The organism is Mucilaginibacter sp. (assembly GCF_965225845.1).
Taxonomy (GTDB): domain Bacteria; phylum Bacteroidota; class Bacteroidia; order Sphingobacteriales; family Sphingobacteriaceae; genus Mucilaginibacter.
Map to the genome: position 1 here is coordinate 773,746 of NZ_CBDDBL010000001.1, position 23,402 is coordinate 797,147.

At 42.3% G+C, this 23,402-nt stretch carries 26 protein-coding genes; 13 read left to right on the plus strand and 13 right to left on the minus strand.

Translation table 11 applies throughout. The features are described from left to right. The first annotated feature begins 9 nt into the window (after nt 1-9). Nucleotides 10-393 (plus strand): winged helix-turn-helix transcriptional regulator, encoded by a 384-nt coding sequence (locus tag ACYZ0U_RS03580; RefSeq protein ID WP_461449876.1) that lies wholly within the window; start codon nt 10-12, stop codon nt 391-393. An 821-nt stretch (nt 394-1,214) separates the two neighbouring features. Here the strand turns inward: ACYZ0U_RS03580 and ACYZ0U_RS03585 are convergent. The 5 genes from ACYZ0U_RS03585 to ACYZ0U_RS03605 form a co-directional block, all read right to left on the minus strand. Beyond that, entirely contained in the window at nt 1,215-1,652 is a 438-nt protein-coding gene (locus ACYZ0U_RS03585) for a hypothetical protein (protein WP_461449878.1), read from the minus strand. A gap of 15 nt (nt 1,653-1,667) precedes the next feature. Further along, nucleotides 1,668-2,504, minus strand: coding sequence for a trypsin-like peptidase domain-containing protein (locus ACYZ0U_RS03590; RefSeq protein WP_461449880.1), 837 nt, complete (start codon nt 2,502-2,504; stop codon nt 1,668-1,670). Between the two features lie 88 nt (nt 2,505-2,592). After that, entirely contained in the window at nt 2,593-3,231 is a 639-nt protein-coding gene (locus ACYZ0U_RS03595) for a gluconate 2-dehydrogenase subunit 3 family protein (protein WP_461449882.1), read from the minus strand. 19 nt (nt 3,232-3,250) lie between these two features. Further along, nucleotides 3,251-4,987, minus strand: a complete 1,737-nt coding sequence (locus tag ACYZ0U_RS03600) for a GMC oxidoreductase (protein WP_461449884.1) — start codon at nt 4,985-4,987, stop codon at nt 3,251-3,253. Nucleotides 4,988-5,044: 57 nt separating this feature from the next. Further along, the gene (locus tag ACYZ0U_RS03605) at nt 5,045-5,743 is read right to left on the minus strand and encodes a 3-keto-disaccharide hydrolase (protein WP_461449886.1); all 699 of its coding nucleotides are present in this window, start codon (nt 5,741-5,743) and stop codon (nt 5,045-5,047) included. Nucleotides 5,744-5,908: 165 nt separating this feature from the next. Between ACYZ0U_RS03605 and ACYZ0U_RS03610 the strand changes: the two genes are divergently transcribed. From ACYZ0U_RS03610 to ACYZ0U_RS03640, 7 genes are all read left to right on the plus strand, one after another. Next, nucleotides 5,909-6,337, plus strand: a complete 429-nt coding sequence (locus tag ACYZ0U_RS03610; RefSeq protein WP_461449888.1) for a CBS domain-containing protein — start codon at nt 5,909-5,911, stop codon at nt 6,335-6,337. Nucleotides 6,338-6,667: 330 nt separating this feature from the next. Next, nucleotides 6,668-7,930 (plus strand): DEAD/DEAH box helicase, encoded by a 1,263-nt coding sequence (locus tag ACYZ0U_RS03615; RefSeq protein ID WP_461449890.1) that lies wholly within the window; start codon nt 6,668-6,670, stop codon nt 7,928-7,930. Between the two features lie 74 nt (nt 7,931-8,004). Beyond that, nucleotides 8,005-8,634: an NAD(P)H-dependent oxidoreductase gene (locus ACYZ0U_RS03620; protein WP_461449892.1), complete on the plus strand. Its 630-nt coding sequence runs from the start codon at nt 8,005-8,007 to the stop codon at nt 8,632-8,634. A 108-nt stretch (nt 8,635-8,742) separates the two neighbouring features. Beyond that, nucleotides 8,743-9,534 (plus strand): NIPSNAP family protein, encoded by a 792-nt coding sequence (locus ACYZ0U_RS03625; protein ID WP_461449894.1) that lies wholly within the window; start codon nt 8,743-8,745, stop codon nt 9,532-9,534. 53 nt (nt 9,535-9,587) lie between these two features. Beyond that, nucleotides 9,588-10,133, plus strand: coding sequence for a peroxiredoxin (locus ACYZ0U_RS03630; RefSeq protein WP_461449896.1), 546 nt, complete (start codon nt 9,588-9,590; stop codon nt 10,131-10,133). A gap of 2 nt (nt 10,134-10,135) precedes the next feature. Beyond that, complete coding sequence (locus ACYZ0U_RS03635) at nt 10,136-10,471, plus strand: DUF1475 family protein (protein WP_461449898.1); 336 nt, start codon at nt 10,136-10,138, stop codon at nt 10,469-10,471. Next, complete coding sequence (locus tag ACYZ0U_RS03640; RefSeq protein WP_461449900.1) at nt 10,464-11,264, plus strand: DUF1295 domain-containing protein; 801 nt, start codon at nt 10,464-10,466, stop codon at nt 11,262-11,264. Before ACYZ0U_RS03635 ends, ACYZ0U_RS03640 begins: the two co-directional genes overlap by 8 nt. A gap of 11 nt (nt 11,265-11,275) precedes the next feature. On the opposite strand, the gene ACYZ0U_RS03645 is transcribed toward ACYZ0U_RS03640, so the two are convergent. Continuing rightward, on the minus strand, nt 11,276-11,809 hold the full coding sequence (locus tag ACYZ0U_RS03645; protein WP_461449901.1) for a hypothetical protein: 534 nt from the start codon (nt 11,807-11,809) through the stop codon (nt 11,276-11,278). A gap of 163 nt (nt 11,810-11,972) precedes the next feature. Here ACYZ0U_RS03645 and ACYZ0U_RS03650 point away from each other — a divergent pair, with 163 nt between their 5' ends. From ACYZ0U_RS03650 to ACYZ0U_RS03670, 5 genes are all read left to right on the plus strand, one after another. After that, entirely contained in the window at nt 11,973-13,007 is a 1,035-nt protein-coding gene (locus ACYZ0U_RS03650) for an SAM-dependent methyltransferase (protein WP_461449903.1), read from the plus strand. Continuing rightward, nucleotides 13,004-14,125, plus strand: coding sequence for an alpha/beta hydrolase fold domain-containing protein (locus ACYZ0U_RS03655; protein ID WP_461449905.1), 1,122 nt, complete (start codon nt 13,004-13,006; stop codon nt 14,123-14,125). Before ACYZ0U_RS03650 ends, ACYZ0U_RS03655 begins: the two co-directional genes overlap by 4 nt. Nucleotide 14,126: 1 nt before the next feature. After that, the gene (locus ACYZ0U_RS03660) at nt 14,127-15,419 is read left to right on the plus strand and encodes an NAD(P)/FAD-dependent oxidoreductase (RefSeq protein WP_461449907.1); all 1,293 of its coding nucleotides are present in this window, start codon (nt 14,127-14,129) and stop codon (nt 15,417-15,419) included. Between the two features lie 15 nt (nt 15,420-15,434). Then, the gene (locus ACYZ0U_RS03665) at nt 15,435-16,259 is read left to right on the plus strand and encodes a DUF1365 domain-containing protein (RefSeq protein ID WP_461449909.1); all 825 of its coding nucleotides are present in this window, start codon (nt 15,435-15,437) and stop codon (nt 16,257-16,259) included. Nucleotides 16,260-16,327: 68 nt separating this feature from the next. After that, the gene (locus ACYZ0U_RS03670; RefSeq protein ID WP_461449911.1) at nt 16,328-17,569 is read left to right on the plus strand and encodes a class I SAM-dependent methyltransferase; all 1,242 of its coding nucleotides are present in this window, start codon (nt 16,328-16,330) and stop codon (nt 17,567-17,569) included. Nucleotides 17,570-17,630: 61 nt separating this feature from the next. Here the strand turns inward: ACYZ0U_RS03670 and ACYZ0U_RS03675 are convergent, their stop codons facing one another. The 7 genes from ACYZ0U_RS03675 to ACYZ0U_RS03705 form a co-directional block, all read right to left on the minus strand. Further along, entirely contained in the window at nt 17,631-18,977 is a 1,347-nt protein-coding gene (locus ACYZ0U_RS03675; protein WP_461449913.1) for an MFS transporter, read from the minus strand. A gap of 47 nt (nt 18,978-19,024) precedes the next feature. Continuing rightward, nucleotides 19,025-19,813, minus strand: a complete 789-nt coding sequence (locus ACYZ0U_RS03680) for a molybdopterin-dependent oxidoreductase (protein WP_461449915.1) — start codon at nt 19,811-19,813, stop codon at nt 19,025-19,027. Beyond that, complete coding sequence (locus ACYZ0U_RS03685) at nt 19,806-20,486, minus strand: cytochrome b/b6 domain-containing protein (RefSeq protein WP_461449917.1); 681 nt, start codon at nt 20,484-20,486, stop codon at nt 19,806-19,808. The genes ACYZ0U_RS03680 and ACYZ0U_RS03685 overlap by 8 nt, the downstream gene beginning before the upstream one ends. A gap of 48 nt (nt 20,487-20,534) precedes the next feature. After that, nucleotides 20,535-21,305: a DUF1223 domain-containing protein gene (locus tag ACYZ0U_RS03690; RefSeq protein ID WP_461449919.1), complete on the minus strand. Its 771-nt coding sequence runs from the start codon at nt 21,303-21,305 to the stop codon at nt 20,535-20,537. A 179-nt stretch (nt 21,306-21,484) separates the two neighbouring features. After that, nucleotides 21,485-22,243 carry a hypothetical protein gene (locus tag ACYZ0U_RS03695; RefSeq protein WP_461449921.1) on the minus strand — a complete coding sequence of 253 codons (759 nt, stop codon included), beginning with the start codon at nt 22,241-22,243 and terminating at the stop codon, nt 21,485-21,487. A 4-nt stretch (nt 22,244-22,247) separates the two neighbouring features. Then, on the minus strand, nt 22,248-22,466 hold the full coding sequence (locus tag ACYZ0U_RS03700) for a DUF2442 domain-containing protein (RefSeq protein WP_461449923.1): 219 nt from the start codon (nt 22,464-22,466) through the stop codon (nt 22,248-22,250). 110 nt (nt 22,467-22,576) lie between these two features. Then, a complete protein-coding gene (locus tag ACYZ0U_RS03705; protein WP_461449925.1) occupies nt 22,577-23,302 on the minus strand; it encodes a YebC/PmpR family DNA-binding transcriptional regulator in 726 nt (241 codons plus the stop codon). Nucleotides 23,303-23,402 lie beyond the last annotated feature (100 nt).

Genomic DNA, 23,402 nt, shown 5'->3' on the forward strand with positions numbered 1-23,402 from the left:
GCGTGTAAAATGGAAGAAGTGATTCAACAGGAACAAAAGAGGTGTGTAATAACAGAGTTTCAGCAGGAACAGAAGAAAAGGATGCGGGCCGTTCAGGATTCAATGGATGTGCTGAACGGGAAATGGAAGATCTCCATTATTTCGTCGATCTGCTGTTTTGGTAAAAGGCGGTTTTCCGATATTCTGAATGACATAGAAGGGATCTCTAACCGGATGCTGAGCAAAGAATTAAAGGAATTAGAGCTAAACCAGTTGGTAAAACGAACTGTTTTAGATACCCAGCCCATAACCGTTCAATATGAACTGACCGAACACGGCAATACGCTGCAAACCATCATCAGCAATCTGACCGATTGGGGGATTTTTCACCGGGAGAAAATTGTGGGGAAATAAAGGTCATTGCTAAAAGCTGCGGATTGGGCGATTTTCAGCCTGTGGTCGGTGTTTTCACCGCACCACCAACGGATTACATGTGTCCCATATAATGCGTAATCAAATCATCCTCGCTGTTTAATAGATAATGTAAGCATACTCTTCGGGTAATTCACATAACCCGGCTTTAAAAGGATTATTGTGAATATAGTCTAATTTCTCTTCCAATACAGTCCGGTTATACATGGTTGCCTTATGTGGCCGTCGTTCCCAAAACTGGTATTCCCGGTCACTTTGGGTGCTCCTGTAGTTCCTAAGTCCTCCGGGTTATTTTGCAAACTCCATTTTAAATTTTGTGCTGTAAACTTGCTGAAATGTTGCTGTACATTTATCAAGCCACTCCGGTTGCTTAGCCCAAAGTATGTGGATATGGTTCGGCATTATGAAATAACCGTAAAGCCATACCCTTTTGTTATTAACCAGGAAGTTCAAGCTATCTAATATGATCTGCTTATGCTTTTCCGGCTGTAAAAGCGGTTGCCAGTTAAGGCAGGTTGCGGTAAAAAATTTTATTCCCTGGTGCGCTAAGCTAATATAGTGATTTAGTAAACGTTGGCAAACGCAGTGGTGCGGTGAAAACACCGACCACAGGCTAAAAATTTTATTACGTTGTGTAAATTATTGTAACCGTTACAATTGTGAATCCACTTGTAGATGTGGATTGTGATTGAACAATTTGTTCAATTTTTCCGCCTGAGCGATTTATATCCTCGATCGTATTTCTAAGAGTACCAGCTAAGTCGTAACTGTTACCCGAAATATAAGCTAATTTATACATTTTTCTATTTTTTAAATTGTTGAACTCTTTTTTCTAAATCTTTAATTCTGGAATTGTAATTGGTGTTTGTGTATAAATTAAAAAGCGATAATATTAAAGCTAATAAAGGAATTATTATTCGAGCCCAATCATTAATATTATCCCATTGACTTTTTCTACCTTCCTTGAGATATCTATTATCAATATATGCGCTGATGCCTGCTTGCTGGATTGACATCATAGATTGACCGTCATTATCAGCAATTATGATTTCGCCTTTTTCTACTAAAAGATATTGGTATTGATGAATATCTGATATTGAAATTTTTGTAATGTTTGCGACAGTAATCGAACCAACTCTCCTGTCTTGTTCATGATTATGTGCTTCCCAATTATTATAAAGAACCTCTAAAATTTTATGACGAATTAAATAAGATCTATCAATTAAAAAAGGATTTTTCATAATAGTGGACTAAATCTAATTTATTTCCTCAAGTTTTTTAAATATAATATCCATTTTCCAAACCGTACCAATCTCCATATAATAATTTTGAGCACTATAAATTCCAACTAAAAAAATTGCTCCTGAACCTGCAGATAACGCTGTGCCACTTTTGGTATTATATAAATTGCCTTCAAAGACTACGGGAGATCCTGACATCCCACTACGTGTAGTAGCATCAATATTAAAAGAATAGTTATTAATAATTTCCAAATTTGGTTCGGTGGCTATAGTTCCTCTTTTAAATATTGGATAGGCATTATATTGACCATAATTAAATGGAAATCCTATGATAAATAATTCACCAGATGGAGCTAACTTCAAATCTTCATTTATATCTTTTGATTGAAATTCAATTGTATTATTAAGCTGAATTTTGGTTACGTCATCTACCGGTATAGCAACGACGTCCATAGGTTTTAGATTATTGGGGCTGTCTTCCCAAAACTTTATATATAAAACTTTATTACGATTTATTAAAGGTAATTCAACATTGAATGTTGAATTGATTTTTCCAGAATAAACCCTGATTTTTAATTTATCGGGAATGGAGTCTACTGGCAATGAATGATGATGGTCTCTTATATATTCCGTCTTCGCAAAATCGTCGCCCACGACATGGTTGTTCGTTATAAAATAGACTTTGTCTTTAACAATTATGAAAAAGCCACTTGCATTCCAAAGTTCTTTTGTTCCATTAGTTGCAATTGTGTAACAGGATGAAAGCGAAAGTTGATCAATATTAGATTTTACATTTTGCGAATAGGCTATATTGGAAATAGTACAGCAAAATATAAAAATTATTTTTTTCATAACTGTGATTGGTCTGTCAACTAATCTACAATTAATTTGTCAAATATCAAATATTCATGTGATCGATATAATCACTACACACTGTCATCTAACCCCAAATCGTATCGAACCCATGCGCTTTCAGCACATCGGCAGGTACACCTTTCCAAATGGTTGGGGAGTTACCCATGTAGCCGATATCCTTTACGCCGATTTCGGAGGTAAAGAAACCGGTTGCAGTCAAATCGCGCATGCGGTTAAAAAAGGCTACGCCCTGGGCCATTTCGGGCTTGGCTTTTAGCGGGAAAGCGATCAGGTTGAGCATTTCTATTTGCTGTACTGATGTCGCCTCGCGGAACGTAGTGTTATACCGGTTTAAGCATTGCAAATCCAGCCAGCGCAGGCCGCCACGCATCGGGGTTTGGTGCTCAGGCATATCATTCACAATAAATTCAATAAACTCCGGCACCCTGGCATCCGATGCACTGCCCGATTTTTCATCCTTCGGGATGATGATATCAGCCAAAACCGTAATGGTTGCTATTTCATGTTCATTAAAGAATTTTTCTCCGCTCAGTTTTTTATCGCGGGCAATTTCGTTAGGCAGGCGGCTCGGGTCGGGTGCGGCTTCTTTGGCAGCCGGTTGGTCTGCCGTTTTTGGCACGCCGGGTTTGCAGGATGCATCAAGCAACAGGCCGGTTGCAACTGCGCCTATACCAAGTGTTTTTAGGGATTCACGTCTGTTCATGGTTCGGGTAAATGAGCTGTTAAACGTTCAGTTTTTTACGTTGTGCCAAAATATATTCTGCGGTACGCATGGATAAAGCCAGGATGGTCCAGGTAGCGTTTTTATCACCCTGCTGTACAAACGGAGCGGCATCTACCACAAACAAGTTGTCGCAATCATGCGCCTGGCTGTATTTATTTAGGGCCGATGTTTTCGGGTCGTCGCCCATACGCACGGTACCCACTTCATGGATGATCACACCCGGCGCGGCAAGGCCGTACATGGTATCAGCACCTTGCGGCGGACCGGCAATAGCGCCCATTTCGTGCATAATTTCCTGGAAGGTATCCTGCATGTGCTTAGCCTGCTGGATCTCCTCATTGGCCCATTTATAGTGGAAACGCAAAACAGGGATACCGTATTTATCAACCACTTCAGGGTCTATCTCGCAATAATTATCGGCTCGCGCTATGGCAGTACCGCGGCCGGCCATGCCAAAGCTTGCGCCATAAAAACGACGGTAATCATTCTTCAACTCAGCGCCATAGCCACCGGCATCTTTCATTTTGCCGTTTCTATCCGGTACTAAGCCGTTTTTATTCTGGATACCATCGGTAAATCCGTAGCCCGGCATGTGTAAACCGCCGCCGTATTCAATGTGGTAACCACGCGGGAAATTCAGTTTTTTATTATCCAGCCACCATGGCGAGTAAATATGGATAGCGCCAACGCCATCCTCGTTGTAACGCTTGCGGTCTATCAATTGCGGCAACCAACCGCCCGCGCTTGACCCGGTAGAATCATGCAGATACTTACCAACCACGCCGCTGCTGTTAGCCAGGCCGCCGGGATGTGCCGATGATTTAGAGTTAAGCAGCAAACGCGCCGATTCGCAGGCGCTGGCACCTAATATGACGGTTTTGCCTTTTACCTGGTATTCCTGCATGTCATCCTTGCTGATGTAGGATACGCCGGTAGCCAAACCCTGGTCGTCTGTTAAAACCTCGCGCGCCATGGCATTGGAGATCAGCGTTAAATTGCCGGTTTTTAATGCCGGTATAACTAAACACGATGAAGATGAAAAATCGCCGTAAACCTTGCAGCTACGTCCGCATTGCCCGCAGAAAAAACAGGCCCCGCGGTCTTTATTATTTGGTAAAGCCTCGGTTAATATCGAACCGCGACTTGCTATAGTTGTTACACCGGCTTTTTTAGCGCCTTTTTTAATGTAGAGTTCATTCAAACGCGGAGCAGGAGGGGGCAGGTAGATGCCATCCGGCTCGTTTTCCAATCCCTCAACTGTACCGAATATACCGATCATGCGGTCAACCTTATCGTAAAATGGTTTTACATCATCATAAGTGATCGGCCATGGGCTTGTTAAGCCATCTTTAGGTTGAAAATCATGCGGCCCCATACGCAATGAAATCCTTCCCCAGTGATTGGTACGCCCACCCAGCATCCGCGAGCGGAACCATTGGAAATCCGTGCCACTTTTGGTAGTGTAAGGTTCGCCATCCAGTTGCCATCCGCCAAAGGCCGCATCAAAATCGCCGAAGTTACGGGTATCGGTACTTGCACCACGGCGTGGTGATTCCCAGGGCCATTTAAGCTGCGACGAGTTTTTTGCCGGATCGAAATACGGGCCGGCTTCGAGCATTAAAACCTTTAAACCGGCGTGTGCAAGCACATAAGCAGCCATACCGCCGCCCGCGCCCGAACCCACAATAACCGCATCATAAACGGTTGACGTTTTTTTTATCTGCAGATCACTCATAAATAAACTATCGGATAATTTTGGCGTTGAAAAATTGGTGTTTAAATATAATAAATATTACAGTTGTTTTATGCGGATGTTACGAAATTCAACCTCGGCGCCGTGATCCTGTAAGGAAATATGTCCTGTTTGAAATTTGGCAAAGTTTGGCCATTTCCTGAATTTACTTTTCTGGATATATGCGTTCCACTCAGGGCTGCCCATTTGCACATCAACTACCTGCTGTCTGTTCATCCATAAAGTAATGTGGCCATTAAGCTTGCGGATGATCACCGCATTCCACTCGCCTGCCGGTTTTGCCGGGTGCGATGGCGCTATCATATCATACAATGATCCGGCTAAGTGATTGGGTTGTTTGTTGTCTTCAGCCAGTTTATCATCCAAAACCTGCATTTCCATGCCGGTAAAAAAAGTATAGTGCAGGGTGGTATCCTCATGTATACTGAAGATGATACCGCTGTTTCCTCCCGGCGATATTTTCCAGTCGATCTTTAATTCAAAATTGGTGTATTCCTTATCGGTTACCAGGTCACCTTGCTCCTTACCCGCGGTATCTAAAACCAAAGCGCCATCACTAGCATGCCATGCGCCTGCGTCATGACCTAAATATATATGCCAGCCATCGGTAGTTTTACCGTCGAAAAGCAGTTTATAGCCTTCCTGTTTTTCTTTCGGAGTTAGCTTATTAAGGGTTTGTGCGGATAGCGAAGCGCTTATTCCGGCAACAGCGAGGGCGCATAAAAGGAATTTTTTCATTTGGTATTGATAATAACTAAAAGGATTTACGTGGCTAATATAATGTATTATTAATATTAACGTACAGGGGTAATAAAATTAATACGTTCATTGCTTTTTATTTTGAAAAATTGATTTGTATATTTATAAAAAACCGAGTGTAAACCCAATGATTTCCTGATAATTATGAAAAAAGTTTCAGATATACTTAAGCGTAAAGGCGGCAGCGTTGTCACCATTGATGCGGGTACCACAGTGCTTGATGCTTTAAAGCTGATGGACGAGAGAAACATAGGTTCGGTTGTAATAGCGGAAAACGGCGAATACCTGGGCCTGATGACCGAACGCGACTACGCCCGCAAGGTGATATTGCAGGGCCGTTCATCGCATGAAACACCCGTGCGCGAGATCATGAGCACGGGTTTACCACGTATAGTGCCTGAAAGTTCTATCGAAACCTGTATGCATATCATGAGCGAGAGCAACATCCGTTACCTGCCGGTTTTTGTGGATGACCAGCTATCGGGCATTGTCTCTATTAATGATTTGGTTACTGAAACCATCCTTTCGCATTTGGAAACGATTGAGCATTTGAAGAGTTATATACATTCGTAGTGGTATCGCTTACCGCTACCTGACTAAAGCGCGTATGGACTGACGAAAAAGCAGGCCGGGAGTATGGCGGAAATGACGGTTTAGCTTTTGGGGTGTAACCTAAAAAGCGTTAAGAACCGGCAGGGCGGGCTGAAGCTTTTTTTCGTCTTGATCTTTTGGTTAGTTTTGGATCAAGCCAAAAGTGACAAAGCCACCGTGGCAATTGAGTGCCGGGAATATCTTATCATAGTAAAATTGCTCAAAATCAACCTCTAACAAAAAACTCCTCACAGCTAAATTGCTGTTAAACAACATTTTTTGCTACCTTGCCCCTTTACTTTAAAGAGACAAGTGACTTTCCAGGATTTTAATTTCAACGAACATTTATTAGAAGGCGTACTAAGCATGGGTTATACCAACCCAACTCCTATACAGGAAATGGCCATCCCGGCTATCCTAAAGGGCGACGACCTTATAGCCTGCGCGCAAACAGGTACAGGTAAAACAGGCGCATTTTTACTGCCGGTTTTAAACCTGATCACACAAAACCACGAGGAAAAAACAAGCACACTCATCCTAACTCCAACCCGCGAACTCGCCCAACAGATCGATCAGCAGGTGGAGGGATTGGCCTATTTTACCGGCATTAGTTCCATTGCAGTTTTTGGCGGGGGCGATGGTATTGTGTATGAGCAGCAGCGCCGTGGCATCCAGAATAACGTTAACATTATCATCGCTACCCCAGGCAGGCTGATAGCCCACCTTACATCAGGCGTTTTAAAGCTGAACCACATCAAATACTTGATTCTGGATGAGGCCGACCGCATGCTGGATATGGGTTTTTCGGATGATATTATGCGTATTATCAGCTATTTGCCTAAGCAAAGGCAAACCATGCTTTTTTCGGCCACAATGCCGGGCAGGATCCGCAATATGGCCAAAACCGTGTTGCATAACCCGCAGCAGATCAACATCGCCATATCACAACCTGCTGTCGGAATAGATCAACAGGTGTATTTGGTGAATGATCACCAAAAATCGAAATTGCTGCAAATGATCCTGAAAGAGGGTGGTTTTGTAAGCATCATTATTTTCGCATCAACAAAAGATAAGGTAAAAGAGGTTTATAAGGAATTAAAAGCAGCACATTTAAAGATCAACGCTTTCCACTCCGACCTGGAGCAGGCTGAGCGCGAGGATATCCTGCTAAAGTTTAAAAACAAGCAGGTGCCGATCATCATTGGTACCGATGCGCTGTCGCGTGGTATTGATGTGGAGGGGATTGACCTGGTTGTAAATTACGACGCGCCGGGCGATCCTGAAGATTACATCCACCGTATTGGCCGTACGGCGCGTGCCGAAACCAAGGGAACCGCGATCACTTTTATTAATGACCGCGATCAGCGTAAGCTAAAAAATATTGAGGAAATGATGGAGCGCGAAGTAAGGCGCATCCCGTTACCCGAAGTTTTAGGCGACCCAACCCTCATTAAAATGGCGCCTGCGAAACGCGATGGCGGCAGAGGCGGGAATAATCGTGGCGGGAATAACAATAATAATAACCGCAATAACAGGAATAAGAAAAAGCCGGGCGGCGGCGAGAAGAAAAATTAAGCGTTGACTTCCTTATGACGATTTTAAGTGTTGTAACATTTAGTTTTGTTCGGATAATTTAAAAAGAAAACAACATGTCATTAATAGAAAAATTACAAAAGCGCGCCGCTATCAAAAACTTCGACGCGACAAAAAAATTAAGTAAAGCACAATTGGATGAGCTGATCTCGGCAGTGCAATTAGCGCCATCATCATTAGGCTTACAGGCGTACCGCATTTTGGTGGTTGAAGATGCTGAGATCCGCGAAAAACTGCGCGAAGCATCACATGGCCAGGCCCAGTTAACGCAAAGTTCACAAGTATTTGTGTTTGCTATTGAAAAAGAACTGGATAAAGATTATGGAAATAAATATCTTGATCTTATTGCTAAAACCCGTGGCATTGGCCGCGAGCATTTAGCAGGTTTTGAGCAAATGGTACAAGGCACTATTTCCAGCTTAACCGAAGAACAAAAGATCAACTGGAGCACCAAACAGGCTTATATTGCTTTAGGTGTTTTATTAACTGCCGCTGCTGAAATGGATATTGATGCCTGCCCTATGGAAGGCTTTGATGCCGGTAAATATGATGAGATCTTAGGTTTGAAAGAAAAAGGCTTATCTGCAGTAGTTATCGCCCCTGTAGGTTACCGGTCAGACGAAGATGTTTACAGTAAAATGCAAAAAGTGAGAAGGCCCATAGACGAACTGTTCATCCACATTTAATAAATAAAAAGTACTTTATTGAAAAGATCTCCTTAATAATTAAGGGGATCTTTTTGTTTTATATTCAGCCATTATAATCATTACATTAGCTCAACCAAAATCCGGCTCATGAAAAGACGTTCATTTGTAAAAGCATCCCTGTTAACAGGTACTGCCTCCACTATATTGCCCAAAATGGTGATGGCTGAATCTGAAAATAAAGGACCTTTACGCGAGTTTTACGAGTTGCGGGTTTATTCCTTCTCAAACGCTACACAGCAAACAATTGTAGAAGATTATTTAAAAAACGCGCTGATACCTGCTTTAAACCGTATTGGCAATAAAAACATTGGTGTATTTACCGAGCTTGAAAAAGGAAAACAACCCAGGCTGTTCGTATTGATCCCGCACTCATCCATGGATGGCTTTGTAACGCAGGAAAACAAACTGGCGAAAGATGCTACTTACCAGCAGCAAGCCTTTGCCTATTTAAACGCCCCGTTGGCAATGCCTGTTTATGATCGTATTGAAAGTTCGTTATTACAGGCCTTTACCGGTATGCCTAAAATAGAATTGCCCGGAACAAGCACCCGGATTTTTGAGTTGCGCCAATATCAAAGCCCAACCGAAGGTGCCGGTAAAAAGAAAATAGAGATGTTTAACCAGGGCGGTGAGATAGGCATATTTAAACGCCTGGGATTTAAGCCTGTTTTCTACAGCGAAACTTTGATAGGCGCCGAACGCCCAAACCTAACCTACATGGTTACCTTTGATAACATGGCTGCACATGATAGCTTATGGAAAGCTTTTGGCAGCGACCCGGAATGGGTCAAGCTAAAAAGCATGCCTGACTATCCGGATGCTTTGGTATCAAAAATCACATCAACCATGTTAACACCGGCTGCTTATTCACAAATTTAGTTATTTGCTGCATAAATAAATCGAAGTACCCTATGCTCAACGTATATCCCTATATGAAAAATATCACCCTTAAAAATACAGCATTGCTTTTGGCTTTTATGCTAATAGGCTTTTGCAAAACAACTCATGCACAAAAACGCGGCAGCGAGTTACAGGTTGGCGAAATGGTTCCGTCTTTTACGTTGCAGGATCAGGATGGCAAGCTGTTCAATTTGCGCGATTATATCGGTAAAAAAGTATTGGTGCTTTATTTTTACCCGAAAGATGAAAGCATGGTTTGTACCAAAGAAGCCTGTGCATTTCGTGATGAGTTTGATGATTTTACCAAGGCCGGAGCAATGGTTGTGGGTATAAATGGTGGTACTGTTGCCAGTCATAAAGAGTTCCAGGAGCATTATAAATTGCCGTTCACTTTGTTAGCCGACCAGGATAATAAAGTTTATAACCTGTTTGGCATCAAAAGCAAAATGTTTATCCCGGGCCGTGTAACTTATATTATAGATCTGCATGGCAAGGTAGTGTATATGCACGATGCCATGCTGCAAGGCAAAGAGCATGCGGATGATGCTTTGGCATTTATCAGGGCGGCTAAAAAATAAGTATGATCAATTTCCTGAAAATATTATTCAGCATCCTTTTTGTATGGATGTGCTATGTGGTAATCAGCACCAGTATCAGCAGCAACCTATTTACCAACTGGGATTTCCTGGGTGGCATCCCCTGGATGCGTGCCACGCTGTGGGATTTTTATACCAACGTAACCGTAATTTTCGTGTGGCTTTGCTATAAGGAAAACAAATTATACCTCAAGATCATTTGGTTAATATTACTGGTGACCTTAGGCAGCATTGCAAGTTGCGCATATGTGCTCATCCAGTTGTTTAAACTAAAACCCGGCGAGGGATTAAAGGAACTTTTCAGCAAGCAAAATGGATAGCAGCTCTTTACTCAGTTTGGTAATTTACAGCGTGGTAACGTGCTGTGTTATCATGTTTTTGGTATGGCTGTGGTCCTACAAGATCAAGAACGCGGGTGTGGTTGATATTTTCTGGTCTTACAATTTTCCGGTTATCGCTATTATCCTGTTGATCTTTGCGCCCGGATTTGAAACGCGGAAAATACTATTAGCCGGCATGGTGATTATCGCTGGCTTGCGTTTAGGCACGCATTTGGCCGTACGCGTTTTAAAGCATCTGCATGAAGAAGAACCACGATATGCACACATCCGCAAGGATTGGGGCGCTAATGCCGAAGCAAAAATGGCAGGCTTTTTCCAGATGCAGGCTATCTCCAACGTGTTGCTGGCTGTCCCGTTTTTTATCAGTATGATGAACCCCAAACCTGATCTATCCCCACCCGAAATAGGTGGCGCAATTTTATGGGTGATCAGCGTTATCGGCGAAGCGACTGCCGACCAGCAATTGGCCAGTTTTAAAAAGAGCGATGCCAACAAAGGCAAGGTTTGTGATACGGGTTTGTGGCATTACTCCCGCCATCCTAATTATTTTTTTGAATGGCTGATGTGGGTATCCTATTTTGTCTTCGCTCTGGGCTCGCCCTATGGCTATATCGCGGTGATCAGTCCGGCAATTATTCTCTATTTATTATTAAAAGTTACAGGCATACCTACAACTGAAAAGCAGTCATTAAAAACTAAGGGCGAAGCTTTTAAAAAATACCAGGCCAGCACAAGTGTGTTTGTACCTTGGTTTAAAACTCCAAAAGAATAAACGGCAAACCACTAATCAATTATTTTTACAATTTTTGATTTAACAACTATCGAGTCTTTCAAAAAATCGCTATAGTTTTCTTTTAGATAGTTTGGCTTTCCTGCTATTTTTTCAACAGGTTTTACATTAGCTTCCCACTGGTTACAATGTGTAGTGAACGGCGGTATTACATATTGCCAGTTGTTGTTATTTAGTGTGTAGGTAAAATAACTTCGCCAGCAACTGGTGAACCAATCGGGTAATAAGCCAATGTCATCCTTTCCATTATTTTTAAGATCGCCTAAATTTGTAAGCGTGCCGCCAATACTGTTTTTCAGTAAAATTGGATTAATCTTTTTATCAGAAAATACAATGTGGGCAACGCATGGCCCTACACAACTCATACCATCAGCGCTCAATTGAGGTTTAACTATCCACGCGTATTCTTTTATACCATCGCCGTTAAAATCTCCTTTAATGGAACCCGCAGGAATTTTTTCAGTTTCTTGGTTTTTGAATGCAAGCAACAGCAGGCATGCACATAAGCTAATTTTTAAAGTATACATAATTGTAAATATTTAATTATCAACAAAATATAAAACAATAGCAAAAGCTTAAACTATTTGGGCAGATGTAGGGAAAGTATTTATCCCGACGTATTTTTAACAATTAAAAATCTATAATTGTTTCTACAACGTATACCTCTAAAAAACACAACTCCGACTATACATGTGGTACGACAAATTAATTGAGAAAAACAAAGTCCCTGATTTTTTATTGCGAAAAGGTATCCGCGGCTTGTTAAAACAGAGGCTGAAAGATGAGAACAAAGGCGGGGTGGAAGCACAACAGGCACACCTGATGACACTTATCGCGCAGTTGAAAGCTACCTCAATAGCTATTAACACTATTGATGCTAACCAGCAGCATTATGAAGTGCCAACTCAATTTTACCAGTACTGCCTGGGTAAAAATTTAAAATATTCGAGCGCGTACTACAAACCGGGAGTTACCGATCTGGATACTGCCGAGCGCGATATGCTGGAGATAACCTGTGAGCGTGCAGGATTAACATCCGGTCAAAACGTATTGGAGCTGGGTTGCGGATGGGGGTCGTTATCGTTGTTTATGTCGGCTAAATATCCAAAAAGCACATTTACGGTAGTTTCCAATTCCCGTACCCAAAAGATCTATATCGATGAGCAGGCTAAACAACGCAACATCAAAAACCTGACGGTGATCACTGCCGATATGAACACTTTTACCATCGATGATAAATTTGATCGCGTGGTATCGGTTGAGATGTTTGAGCATATGCGCAATTACGAGCTGCTGATGAAAAAAGTGGCTTCATTTTTAAAGCCGGACGGCAAATTGTTCATCCACATTTTTACCCATAAAGAATATACTTATCTATTCGAGGTAAAAGATGCCAGCGACTGGATGAGCAAATACTTTTTCACCGGCGGCATTATGCCGAGCGATGATCTGATGTTCTACTTTAATGATGACCTGATCGTGGAAAACCACTGGCATGTCAATGGCACTAATTACGGCAAAACCGCCGAAGCCTGGTTAGTAAACATGGATAAGCATAAAAAAGAAATTATGCCGCTATTTGAAGAAACGTATGGTAAGGACCAGGCAGTGAAATGGTGGGTATACTGGCGTTTATTTTACTTAGCCTGTGCCGAATTATGGAACTTTAAAAAAGGCAACGAGTGGTTTGTAAGTCATTATTTATTCCATAAAACCAACGCATGATCCGACTGATATTTACCATTCTCCTTGCCTTAATTTCCTTATTAGCAGTTTTTAAAGCCTTTGAATACCACCTATGGCTGTTGGCTATTGGTGTAACGGAATTTCCGTGGTTATTCTCATCAATAACCATTTTGGTTTTGCTGGCAGGTTTTTTCGGAGGCCGTTATATCATGCCGGGTACCATCATCGGCATTGTTGCTTTGTTATTATTCTTATCCCCAATATTCAGGGCCTATATCGTAGCAGCCGACGTAAGGGCTGAGTTTGATGATGCTTTTGGCGTTACCAATACCGATAGCACGAGCGCACCGTATAGCTTTTTGAAGATGTTTAAAAAGCCGGTAAGTATCCCTTACAAAAAAATAACTTATGTAAAATATGCCGACACAGCCATGAGCCTTGATTTCTACCCGTCGCAAATAGCAGGTAAAAAGCCTTGTGTTATTGTGGTACACGGTGGATCATGGGCAGGTGGCGACAGTCAGCAATTGCCGGAACTGAACAGCTACCTGGCAACTAAAGGTTATAATGTAGCGTCTATCAACTATCGCATGGCACCTAAATGGCAAACGCCTGCACCTGTTGAGGATATTGTAAATACTATAAAATACATGCGCGGGCATGCCGATGAATTGAATATCGATACCACAAAATTTGTGTTGATAGGCCGCTCTGCGGGTGCTCAGATCGCTTTGCTGGCTGCTTACACCATGCACGAGAAAGATCTGAAAGGCGTGGTTGATTTTTATGGCCCTGCCGATATGGTTTGGGGCTATTCTATCCCATCAAACCCGCTGATCATGGATTCGCGCAAGGTGATGGATCAGTATGTGGGTGGCTCATTCTCACAGGTGCCGATGAAATATTATGATTGCTCCCCGCTTAATTTTGTGAATGAGCATTCGGTGCCGACGCTGATCATTCATGGCACTAATGACGTGCTGGTATCGCCGGAGCATAGTCACCGGTTGAATGGCGCTTTGCAGAATAACCACATTAAACATTATTGGCTGCAATTGCCTTGGGCAACCCACGGGTTCGATTATAATTTGAACGGACCGGGAGGGCAGCTATCAACTTATACAACTTTACAATTTTTAAATACCATTACCCGATAACATGCTAAAAACAGCAATAATAGGAACAGGCATTGCCGGGATGGGCTGCGGGCATTTTTTGCACAAGCAGGACAACCTTACTTTTTACGAGCAGAACGATTATACCGGCGGCCACACCAATACAGTAACGGTTGATGAGGATGGCAAGCCCGTTTATATTGATACCGGTTTCATGGTATTCAACTACCATACTTATCCGAATTTATGCCGCTTGTTTGATGAATTGAAAGCCCCTGTTAAAAAAACACAGATGTCATTCAGCGTGCAGCATTTGCCAACGGGCTTGGAGTATAGCGGATCAAGCATTAACCATCTGTTCGCGCAGCGGAAAAATATATTTAAGCCATCATTTATTAAAATGCTGATGCAGATCGGAAGGTTTAACAAGGAGAGCGTTAAGATTGTTGATGATCCTAAATATGCCAACTATTCTATCGGCCAGTATGTAAAGGAGTTTGGTTTTGGCGAGGATATGCTTTGGAAATACCTGGTGCCCATGAGCTCGGCTGTATGGTCGACCCCAATGGAGCAGATGCTGGATTTCCCGATGGTGACGCTGATCAAATTCTTTCAGAATCATGGTTTTTTGGGTTTAGATACCCAGCATCAATGGTACACCTTGCATAACGGGAGTCAATCCTACCGCGAAAAACTGATAGCGCCTTTTAAGAACAGGATTCATTTAAGCCGCAAAGCAACTAAAGTGGTACGCAACGACGATGGCGAAGTAACCGTACATGCTTCAGATGGTTCGCAGGAAGTGTTTGACCGGGTTATCATCGCGGCTCATGGCGATGAGGCTTTAGGGTTGTTGGATCAACCTACTGCTGATGAAAAAAGGTTACTATCTACCTTCAAATACCAATACAACAAAGCGGTGCTGCATACCGACGAAAGCATCATGCCCAAAACCAAACTGGCCTGGAGCAGCTGGAATTACAGCATCGAAAAACAGGGAGATAAACTGGTACCAACCACCATTTACTGGATGAACGAGTTGCAGCAGGTATCGGATAAGAAAAACTATTTTGTATCGATTAACCCGCATGATAACATCGATCCAAAAAAGATCCTGAAAGAAATTGATTACCACCACCCGCTGTTTGATGTGCCTGCCATAAACGCCCAAAAGGAATTACACAAAATTAACGCGAACGGCCCCGTATATTTTTGCGGAAGCTATTTTAACTATGGTTTCCACGAGGATGCTTTTACCAGCGCGGTAAATTTGTGTTCGCAATTGCTGGGCAAGCCGGTTTATGATGAGAAAGTTTTGATCCAGCCGCCGGTTTAAATCGTATATTTAACTATGGCAAACGCCGCTATCAATTCCTGTTTATATAAAGCCAAAGTAATGCATCACCGCCTGTCGCCTAAAGTGCACAGGTTCAATTATGATGTTTTCATGTTTTATTTAGACCTGGATGAGATAGACGGATTGACTAAACGGCTTAAATTTATGAGCCGCAATAAGTTCAATCTCTTTAATTTTAGGGATAAGGATCACCTACAATTACCGCGCGAAAACCCGGACACAACCAAAAATACCCGCCAACACATCACCAATTATTTAGCAAGCAATGGTGTAAACATTGGCAATGGCCGTATTATGGTGCTCACCAATTTGTGTACGGCAGGCTACCAGTTTAACCCGGTGTCGTTTTATTTTTGTTATGACGAGCAGGCGCAGATCGTTTGCTCCGTAGTAGAAGTTTGCAATACTTTTTTAGAGATGAAGCCTTACTTTTTGGATGCGAAAACCCGTACAGGCGATCAATTTAAGCTGAATACCGAAAAATATTTTTACGTATCACCGTTTACGGATATGGATACCAATTTTGATTTCGACCTGCATATTCCTAACGAAAAGCTGCAGGTGAAGATCGATGATTATGATAAGGAAGGCAACCGCTTTTTTATCAGCACCTTAAATGGCGTTCGGAAACCATTGACTGATGCTAATTTGTTACTTTACTTTTTAAGTTTCCCGCTCATCACCATAAAAATCATCAGCGCAATCCACTGGCAGGCATTAAAGCTTTGGTTAAAAAAGATTCCTTTTCATAAAAAAGGCGATAATTTAGAACTTCAAAAAGATGTTTTTCGGCCTTATTCGTCAAATTCCATATCTTAGATAAAACCTTTGTGAGCTGAATCTCCGTATATAGTTTACAAACGCACAATTAATACTTTTACAAACCCATGTCAAATACGCTTACCCTCGTTAAAAAAAGTAGCTTTTACCAGGATACCGTTTTAAAGCTAATGGCCAAGATGGACAAAGGCCACCTGCATATCACCTTATCGGATGGCGAACAGTTGGTTTTGGGCACAGGCGAGGGAAAAATATCAGCCAATATGACTATTAACGATGACGAGTTTTACAAACGCGTTATCTTGTTTGGTGATATTGGTTTTGGCGAGGCTTATGTAGATGGTTTATGGGACACCGATAACATCACCAACGTGATTAAATGGGTGTTGCTGAATATCGAGAATGCGCCAAGCGTATCGGGCAGTAACACGCAAACTTTAGCACTTAACCTGCTGAAGTGGTTCAATAAGCTGTATCATTTTAAAAGAAAAAATACGGTTGAGGGATCGCGCAAGAACATTTCAGAACATTACGATCTGAACAATGATTTCTTCGCCAGTTTCCTTGATCCGACCATGACTTACTCCAGCGCTTACTTTTATAAGGATGGATTAAGCTTGCAGGAAGCACAGATCGCTAAATACGAACGCTTATGCCGCCAGTTGAATTTAAAACCAACTGACCACGTATTAGAAATTGGCAGCGGCTGGGGTGGGAACGCCATCTATATGGCTAAAACATATGGCTGCAAAGTAACCTCGTTAACTATTAGCGAAGAGCAGCACAAAATGGCTGTTGAACGTGTAGAAGCTGAAGGCTTGAGTGACCGTGTAAGCATCCTGATAAAAGATTACCGCCAGATGGAAGGCCAGTTTGATAAGATCGTATCTGTTGAAATGCTGGAAGCCGTGGGGCACAATTACATGGAAGTATACTTTAAAAAAGTAAACGACCTGCTTAAAAAGAATGGCATCCTTGCCTTGCAGGTGATCACCTCGCCGGATTCGCGTTATGACAGCTTACGTAACGGCGTGGATTGGATCCAGAAACATATTTTCCCCGGCTCATTATTGCCGTCAGTAGGCGCAATAAACAGCGCGGTTAACCGTACCGGCGACTTAACAATGGTCGATCTTAAAGATATTGGAATGGATTACGCCACTACATTAAAACTTTGGTTTGATGCTTTTAATGCTAACCTGCCAAAAGTAAAATCGTTAGGATTTAATGACCGCTTCATCCGCAAATGGAACTACTATTTATGCTACTGCGAAGCTGCCTTTGCCATGCGCAATATTAACACCATGCAGCTGGTATATGTAAGGCCGAATAATACATCGAGGGGATAATTTTATCTCATTTAAGCTTTGTCACGGTGCATCATAGATGTAAGTTTTTTTGCCAACACGATCAACCAATCACTTTTTTCTCCTTAAACCTGCTAAAGAATATCATCGCCAGCAGGCAAAGCACAAACCCGCATATACCGTTCAGGCGCAGGCCGTAATCGTTGCCGGGGTCTTTTCCATAAACAGTTAAAAAGGCAAATAATGCAATACCCAGTGTTTGCCCTAATTTTACAAACAAGTATTTTACCGCGTAAAACATCCCTTCGCGGTTTTCCTTTGTTTTGATAGCATCATCCTGGGCTATTTCAGCAAGGATCGCATTGGGTAAAATTCCTAATGCTGCCAATGGGAAACTCGCCAGCAGCAACATGAAATATATTTGTGCGATAGGTTTTATAGGGATCTTCCCGAGAAAATAGATAGTTACAAAAACAATGCTCAATAAGCCAAATGAAAAAATAACCATTGGCTTTTTGCCGATCTTTTTTGACAGATAATTGATGAGCGGATAAAACATCAGTGATACCAAAACCATTACACCTAATAATGGCCCGCCAACAGATTCCGATAGCCCAAGCAATACCGTAACGAAATACAATAAACCGCTTGATATGATACTGAGCGCCATGTAATAAGTAAAATCCGATATCAGGTAATACTTAAAATTACGGTTGCTGAATGTTTTGCGGATTGCCGGCAATAACGGTAAATGTGATGGTTTGCTCGATGAATACTTCTTTTCATCGATTGCCAATACAGGTATCAGCATAAAAATCGCGGCAATAAAGCATAAGCCACCTATGGTATATTGCAAAGCACTATCGCGGTTTACTACGTGCAGAAACTTTTGTACCAGGTCGGCGTAATTGTTTACAAACCCGGATATGATCATCCCGATCACAAAGCCTACCTGTTGGAAAGAGGATAGTTTTACCTTTTCGGAGGCCGTTTCAGTAACCTCTGGCAACAGTGCGTTATACGGAATGATATAAGTGGTAAAGCTCATGAAAAACAGGATGAGCGTGCAGGTGAGCCATATGGCGTTCCGGGATGTTTCAGCTTTATCAACAGGGCAAAAAGTAAGGAAACAAAATAAAGCCGCAGGAAATATGGCCCATTTCATAAACGGAATACGGCGGCCCCTCGGGTTTTTGCTTTTATCGCTTAATGAGGCAATAAAGGGGTCAAAAACCGCGTCGATCAATCTTCCCGAAGCAGCAATTATCGACAAGATATTTAACACGCCAAACACCATCAATTGCGGAATAAGCGGCGTTAAACCTGCATTGCTGGGCGGCAGGTAAAAATAGGGGAGCATAACGATAATGATATTCGTCATTACACTCCAGCCAACCATGCCGCAGGCATAAGCAATCTGTTTTCTAAAGGGGAATTTCTCTGCAGGCATCAACTGCAATATGCAAATTTTATGATGAAATTTGGATGATAGAAACGTTATAATCCCGAATAATAATCATAACCCTGCTCAGCCCAGTAATCATGCGGGCGGCGGTTGCTGAAGCTGATCATCCCAATTCGTTTTAAATTTTTGATGCCATATTTAACCGGGATGATCAAACGCAAAGGCGCTCCATGTGGTACAGGTATCGGCGCATCGTTCATTTCGTAAGCCAATATCGTTTGCGGATGCAGGGCGCTATCCATATCAAGTCCAACGTAATAGGCCTTATCGGGTGTTTCCATTCCAACATAATCAAGCTTGATCTCGCTTTCCAGTCCGAAGTGTTCAACAAAATCAATAAACTTTACACCGCCCCAGTGCTGTATCTGATCCCAGCCTTCAACGCATTTAAAATCAAAAACCAAGTCGGTTTTTGGCAGCGCTTTTATTTCATCTATTGTGATATTCAACACCTCACCGGTTATTTTTTTTACCTGTAAACGCCAGCTTGCAGCATCTAAGCGGCTATCGGCACCAATGCTGGTATTCTTGCGCACCACCTTTGCCGCCATTGATTTTGGGTAGGTTTTAACCAGGTGATTATTGCTAAAGAAATTCCTGAAAAATAATTCAGACTTATTTAATGCACGGCGCAATGGCTTGTGCGCCTCGCCGGTAATACCTAATTTTTCAATGGGTGATGTGTAAAGCTTGCGCCAGCCGCCATAGGCAGCAGTACCCAATACCGCAAATGTACCAAAGGAAATAAAGTTACGCCTGTTGATCTTTTGATCAATGGTCAGCTCCTTTTTGGGCTTGATATTTTTATCGGGCTTATTCATTTTTCGCAAGTTTTTTTGGTTCTTCATTTACAACTTCAAAGCCTGAAATAACCGACCTGAAGTTATTCCACCCTGCAATAATAACCTGCACAATATGTATCACGAAGAAAAATACATAGCCTAATGTCAGTGCAAAATGGATGATCCGGGCAAAGTGGTAACCGCCGCAAATCCAGGTTAAATAATAAAATTGTACAGGCTTATAAATCGCCAAACCGGTAATTACCGAGCCGAAACCCATTACAATAATGGCAGTATAAGCAATGCGCTGGGCAGCATTATATTTATTTTGAGGCGGCGCCATTTTGCGGATATGCAAGTCATGCAATAATACCAGCCAGGCTTCCTTCCATGATTTTTTTTGCGGGACAAGCTCACGCCATGCGCCTGAAATAACCGTATAGGCTACATAGAAGATCCCGTTCAGGGTAAAAAACCACATGAATAAAAAGTGGAATGCCATACCTTCCGCCAAACGGGCAGGAATATGTAACAGGTTATAATACCAATCCGGAAAAAAACGCACGTAGGTGTGGCCAAATATGGTGATCTTATATTCGTCGTTTGCCCAATAGATCAGCATGCCGCTCCATATCATAATAGTGAGGATCGGGAAGTTGACCCAATGCGTCCACCGCATAACCAGGGAGTGTTTTTCTTTGATGGTTTTCATCCGGATCGGTTTTAAATCTTTTACGTAATCTGCTTAAAGGTAGATGAATTATAGCGATAATTTTGTAGCGCCGGTAATTTCGCCGTTCGCTGTGTTTTGTAAAAAGGCGATAACCTCCGAGCCGTGTGCATCAAAGCCTTTTGGCAATTCAATACTTGCTGAACCTTTTTCACCCCTTAAAGATACACTTTTGATCTCACGAACGATCTGCACGTGCGATAAAGTATGACCGGCATTTTCACCACGCTCCACTTTGGTTTGTGCTGATTTTTGCACAATAGCTAAAAGTAAAACATTGTTCGCGATGTTTCCTTGTGTTTGATACTGTAGTTGCACTTTGTCTGAATTAAGTTTAATGTCGCTTAAACTGATTTGGGCCGATGGGGCTTTTTGCAGACTGGTTTTAATGGCATTGCGCAAAGTACCTTCTTCTGATCCAACAAACTCGGTACGGCCATTTACTACAATCTGCGGCGTATAAACCGAAGATAAATTTAACCATTGCGCGTATTGATTTTGCCTTTGTGAATAGGCCGAACTGCTGAATACATCTTTCCAGCCCAAACGGTTCCAGTAATCCACATGAAAAGCCAGGATGTAAATAGGTTTGTCCGTACTCTCTTTTTCAACTTTGGCTATTACAGCGTCAGCAGGCGGGCAGCTTGAGCAGCCTTCAGAAGTAAATAATTCAATAACGGCAAAGCCTTTATCGCTACTTGTAGTTTTAATGATTTTAGGGCCCTTGTAAGCAAATGCGCTTAAAGCCAGTGCTGATACAGCTATTGCTGCAGCGAATGAAAATATTTTGAACGACTTCATATTAATCTGATTTAGAATTATGGTTTAGTCGGCTGTGAAATGTATTCCTTACAATAAAGTTAAGATTATTTTGGGTGGGGAGTTTGATTATAATTAATTGACATTCTGAACGGAGTGAAGAATCTGTAAGTTGGTTTATGCGCGTACGATGCTTCGCGCCTCAGCATAATAAACTGGTATTACTCTTCTTCTTTCTTAGGAATATTCTGCATCTTAAACCGCGGTTTGTAAGCAGGCTTTAGTGCTGAGTCTTCGGCAGGCGGCGTTGCAGTATTATCTTCAGGTTTGGATTCAGGCGGTGCTACTTCTGTTGCAGTTGCTTTCTGCATATTTGCCGCTTTAAATTTCGGGGTAAAACCTAATTTAGGTGCGGGTGCAGCTGGCTCCTGGGGTTTATCTTCCGATGGTGGTTCCGTAACTACTTTTGGCGGTGACGATGCTTTAAACTTAGGTGTAAATCCTAATTTGGGTGCTCGAGCCGGTGTTTCTGCCTGTTTATCGTCCGGCAATGTTTCGGTAGCGGTTGTTGGTGCAGATGACGCTTTAAATTTTGGTGTAAAACCTAATTTAGGTGCCGGAGCAGCAGGTTCAGCAGGCTTGTTTTCCTCAGCCTGTTCCGCAGGTTTTGGCGGTACCGTCGCTGCCCTGAATTTCGGCGTGAAGCCTAACTTAGGAGCAGGTGCCGATTGCTCTATCAGGCTTTCGGTTATGGTTTGCTCGGCTAAAGGATTATCAATTTTAACCTTTTCGGTTTTAGGCTCAACGGCAAGCGGGAAATCATGCCTGAGTTTGTTGAACCAGTATTTTTTAGTGTGATCGAAGCTTTTTTCGCCCATTTGGATAAAATGGGTTTTAAATTCGGAAAATAATGCCGGCTGCACTGTTCGCAATGCTGCCATATCAATCCTTTTCTTCCTGAAAAACTCTTCAAAATCCATATCTCTAAATCAAAGCCACCCCAACATTAAGCTGGTTAAAATGGATGCCCTGTGGCGTGTGCGACCAGTCGGCAAGTTGCTCTTCTGTAGCAGTTTGCAACAATGGATACCACTCCAACGGGAAAGCCTGTTGCTTACCGTCCTCGTGTTCAACAAAAAGCAGGCCCTTGTCAAACGTTACCTTAACTTGCTTGCTTTGTTTACGTGATGTGAATTGTGCCATAATAATTGGTTATTTATGTCAATTTACGATAATGCACGATGAGCCTTATCGCCACTATTCACCATTACTACTAACTTGTATCTCATCGTTTAAAACGACAATATACAAAATTATTCTGCCATATTATGATAAACTGCCTGAACGTCATCATCTTCCTCTAAACGATCAATCAATTTCATAATATCAACAACCTGCTCTTCGGTAACTTCATGGAAAGACTGCGGGATACGCTCCAGCTTAGCCGACCGTACTTCGATGCCTGCTGCTTCCAAAGCTTTTTGCATCTTACCAAAATCCTCAAACGCGGTATGGATCACGCCAATATCGTTTCCTTCTTCGTCAGCCTCTACAAACAAATCTTCCAAACCGGCGTCAATCAATTCAAATTCAAGTTCTTCCAGGTCACGTTCGCCGGGTATAAAAGTAAATACCGATTTACGGGTGAAAATAAAATCAAGAGAGCCTGTTTTACCTAAAGCGCCGCCATATTTGGTAAAGTAACTGCGTACGTTGGCAACAGTACGGTTAATGTTATCAGTCGCGGTCTCCACCAATATAGCTACACCATAAGGCGCGTAACCTTCGTATACCAACTCTTCGTAATCTTTCTCATCACGACTGGTTGCCCTTTTAATAGCAGCTTCTACACGATCCTTCGGCATGTTAACAGCCTTGGAGTTTTGTACCGCGGTACGTAAGCGCGAGTTAGTGTTAATATCGCCACCACCGGCCTTAACAGCCATTACAATTTCCTTACCTAAACGGGTAAACTGAACGGCCATTTTGGCCCAACGCTTAAATTTTCTCTCTTTACGGAATTCAAATGCTCTTCCCATATTGTCTTTTGGTTCATGGTTGAAGACCTATGGATAAAGGCCTCAAACCAATTTAATTGGCACTGCCTAATCGGCAGAGCGGATAAATATAATATTTGTT

What these genes read in the sequence shown, in the direction of transcription:
- ACYZ0U_RS03635 (WP_461449898.1), top strand. Translation starts at nt 10,136, where the DNA reads ATGATCAATTTCCTGAAAATATTATTCAGCATCCTTTTTGTATGGATG.
- ACYZ0U_RS03595 (WP_461449882.1), bottom strand. Translation starts at nt 3,231, where the DNA reads ATGAACAGACGTGAATCCCTAAAAACACTTGGTATAGGCGCAGTTGCA.
- ACYZ0U_RS03705 (WP_461449925.1), bottom strand. Translation starts at nt 23,302, where the DNA reads ATGGGAAGAGCATTTGAATTCCGTAAAGAGAGAAAATTTAAGCGTTGG.
- ACYZ0U_RS03625 (WP_461449894.1), top strand. Translation starts at nt 8,743, where the DNA reads ATGAAAAGACGTTCATTTGTAAAAGCATCCCTGTTAACAGGTACTGCC.
- ACYZ0U_RS03680 (WP_461449915.1), bottom strand. Translation starts at nt 19,813, where the DNA reads ATGAATAAGCCCGATAAAAATATCAAGCCCAAAAAGGAGCTGACCATT.
- ACYZ0U_RS03610 (WP_461449888.1), top strand. Translation starts at nt 5,909, where the DNA reads ATGAAAAAAGTTTCAGATATACTTAAGCGTAAAGGCGGCAGCGTTGTC.
- ACYZ0U_RS03660 (WP_461449907.1), top strand. Translation starts at nt 14,127, where the DNA reads ATGCTAAAAACAGCAATAATAGGAACAGGCATTGCCGGGATGGGCTGC.
- ACYZ0U_RS03700 (WP_461449923.1), bottom strand. Translation starts at nt 22,466, where the DNA reads ATGGCACAATTCACATCACGTAAACAAAGCAAGCAAGTTAAGGTAACG.
- ACYZ0U_RS03675 (WP_461449913.1), bottom strand. Translation starts at nt 18,977, where the DNA reads ATGCCTGCAGAGAAATTCCCCTTTAGAAAACAGATTGCTTATGCCTGC.
- ACYZ0U_RS03670 (WP_461449911.1), top strand. Translation starts at nt 16,328, where the DNA reads ATGTCAAATACGCTTACCCTCGTTAAAAAAAGTAGCTTTTACCAGGAT.
- ACYZ0U_RS03590 (WP_461449880.1), bottom strand. Translation starts at nt 2,504, where the DNA reads ATGAAAAAAATAATTTTTATATTTTGCTGTACTATTTCCAATATAGCC.
- ACYZ0U_RS03650 (WP_461449903.1), top strand. Translation starts at nt 11,973, where the DNA reads ATGTGGTACGACAAATTAATTGAGAAAAACAAAGTCCCTGATTTTTTA.
- ACYZ0U_RS03685 (WP_461449917.1), bottom strand. Translation starts at nt 20,486, where the DNA reads ATGAAAACCATCAAAGAAAAACACTCCCTGGTTATGCGGTGGACGCAT.
- ACYZ0U_RS03640 (WP_461449900.1), top strand. Translation starts at nt 10,464, where the DNA reads ATGGATAGCAGCTCTTTACTCAGTTTGGTAATTTACAGCGTGGTAACG.
- ACYZ0U_RS03585 (WP_461449878.1), bottom strand. Translation starts at nt 1,652, where the DNA reads ATGAAAAATCCTTTTTTAATTGATAGATCTTATTTAATTCGTCATAAA.
- ACYZ0U_RS03695 (WP_461449921.1), bottom strand. Translation starts at nt 22,243, where the DNA reads ATGGATTTTGAAGAGTTTTTCAGGAAGAAAAGGATTGATATGGCAGCA.
- ACYZ0U_RS03655 (WP_461449905.1), top strand. Translation starts at nt 13,004, where the DNA reads ATGATCCGACTGATATTTACCATTCTCCTTGCCTTAATTTCCTTATTA.
- ACYZ0U_RS03605 (WP_461449886.1), bottom strand. Translation starts at nt 5,743, where the DNA reads ATGAAAAAATTCCTTTTATGCGCCCTCGCTGTTGCCGGAATAAGCGCT.
- ACYZ0U_RS03630 (WP_461449896.1), top strand. Translation starts at nt 9,588, where the DNA reads ATGAAAAATATCACCCTTAAAAATACAGCATTGCTTTTGGCTTTTATG.
- ACYZ0U_RS03665 (WP_461449909.1), top strand. Translation starts at nt 15,435, where the DNA reads ATGGCAAACGCCGCTATCAATTCCTGTTTATATAAAGCCAAAGTAATG.
- ACYZ0U_RS03580 (WP_461449876.1), top strand. Translation starts at nt 10, where the DNA reads ATGGAAGAAGTGATTCAACAGGAACAAAAGAGGTGTGTAATAACAGAG.
- ACYZ0U_RS03690 (WP_461449919.1), bottom strand. Translation starts at nt 21,305, where the DNA reads ATGAAGTCGTTCAAAATATTTTCATTCGCTGCAGCAATAGCTGTATCA.
- ACYZ0U_RS03645 (WP_461449901.1), bottom strand. Translation starts at nt 11,809, where the DNA reads ATGTATACTTTAAAAATTAGCTTATGTGCATGCCTGCTGTTGCTTGCA.
- ACYZ0U_RS03620 (WP_461449892.1), top strand. Translation starts at nt 8,005, where the DNA reads ATGTCATTAATAGAAAAATTACAAAAGCGCGCCGCTATCAAAAACTTC.
- ACYZ0U_RS03600 (WP_461449884.1), bottom strand. Translation starts at nt 4,987, where the DNA reads ATGAGTGATCTGCAGATAAAAAAAACGTCAACCGTTTATGATGCGGTT.